The organism is Allobosea eneae (genome assembly GCF_042657265.1).
GTDB classification, from domain to species: Bacteria; Pseudomonadota; Alphaproteobacteria; order Rhizobiales; family Beijerinckiaceae; genus Allobosea; species Allobosea eneae.
In genome coordinates, this window is sequence record NZ_JBHSLW010000072.1 from 1 (window position 1) to 1,319 (window position 1,319).

The following is a 1,319-nucleotide window of genomic DNA, read 5'->3' on the forward strand; positions in this document are numbered from 1 at the left end:
TTATGGGATGGACGCCTCCCGCTCCGCGCCCTTCACTAAGGGCTTTTGGCGAGTGGGAGAAGAGGCATGCGGATGCTGGCAATCGACTTGGCGAAGCAGTCATTTCATGTGCATGGGATCAGCGCAGACGGCGAGATCGTCTCGCGGCGCGTCGGCCGCCAGGGCTTGCCGTCCTTGATTGTGAAGCTAGCTCCGGCGGTTATCGCCATGGAGGCCTGCGCGACCGCCCACTATTGGGGGCGCCTATTCATGGCTGCCGGACACGAGGTGCGGCTGATCAATCCGCATTTCGTCAAGCCCTTTGTGCGCGGATCGAAGAACGACGCGGTGGACGCCGAAGCGATTTTTGATGCGGCTTCGCGGCCGACGATGCGTTTCGTGCCAGTCAAGACCGAGGAGCAACAGGATCTGCAGTCCTTGCACCGCGTCAGAGATCGCCTCGTGGCGCAACGGACCAGCTTGATCAACCATCTGCGTGGTCTGCTGGCCGAATACGGCCTGATCTATCCGAAAGGTGCGGCGCTTCTTCTTCCACGCGTCCGCTGCGGACTCGCCGAAGCCCGCGTCTCAGCCATGGCGCGGGAGACCTTCGAAGCGCTTCTTGACGAGCTGGAGAGCCTGGAAGCGCGTATCGAGCGGCTAGACGATAGATTGAGCGCCATCTGCCGAGAGGACGAGACTTGCCGCCGCCTGATGACACTGCCAGGTGTGGGCCCAATTGTTGCGACGGCACTCGCCGCCAGCATCGGCGATCCTCGACAGTTCCAGTCGGGAAGGGAGATGGCGGCCTGGATCGGCCTGGTTCCGCGACAATACTCGACTGGCGGAAAATCCCGTCTGGGCGGAGTCGGGAGACGCGCAAACCACTATCTGCGCCGACAGCTCGTGCACGGCGCGAGAGCGGTCGCGTTGAGGTTGAAGACCAAGACAGATCCGCGATCGCGCTGGTTCCAGGCGGTGATCGATCGCCGCGGCTTCAACAAAGGTATCGTGGCCATGGCAAACAAGACCGTTCGGATCGCCTGGGCAATGTTGATGCGGCAGGAGGATTACGCCCGCGCCTGATGTGGGCATCGAGATCGTCGCGCAAGCGATGATGCGTGCGAGATGAAGGATGATGGTCACTCGGCAAGGACCGCGTTCTCGACCCTGACCTATGACATGGCCTTCGAGGCCGATAGCGTTATGAGGGGGAGAGCAGCGGAGCCCATCATGGCCCGGGGCGGGATCGCTCCAGCGACAGGCCGGATAGATTTACGCACCCAATGCCGGGTCGACGTCAGAAATCATCTTGCTGCGGGAGGCGTCCATAGATTGTC

General features: G+C 61.9%; 1 protein-coding gene. It reads left to right on the forward strand.

From position 1 onward, the window contains the following. Nucleotides 1-66 precede the first annotated feature (66 nt). Nucleotides 67-1,065 carry an IS110 family RNA-guided transposase gene (locus ACFPOB_RS27460; protein WP_068204381.1) on the forward strand — a complete coding sequence of 333 codons (999 nt, stop codon included), beginning with the start codon at nucleotides 67-69 and terminating at the stop codon, nucleotides 1,063-1,065. Nucleotides 1,066-1,319 lie beyond the last annotated feature (254 nt).

Bases quoted from the DNA above. Each gene is read 5' to 3' on its own strand.
- ACFPOB_RS27460 (WP_068204381.1), top strand. From the start codon at position 67: ATGCGGATGCTGGCAATCGACTTGGCGAAGCAGTCATTTCATGTGCAT.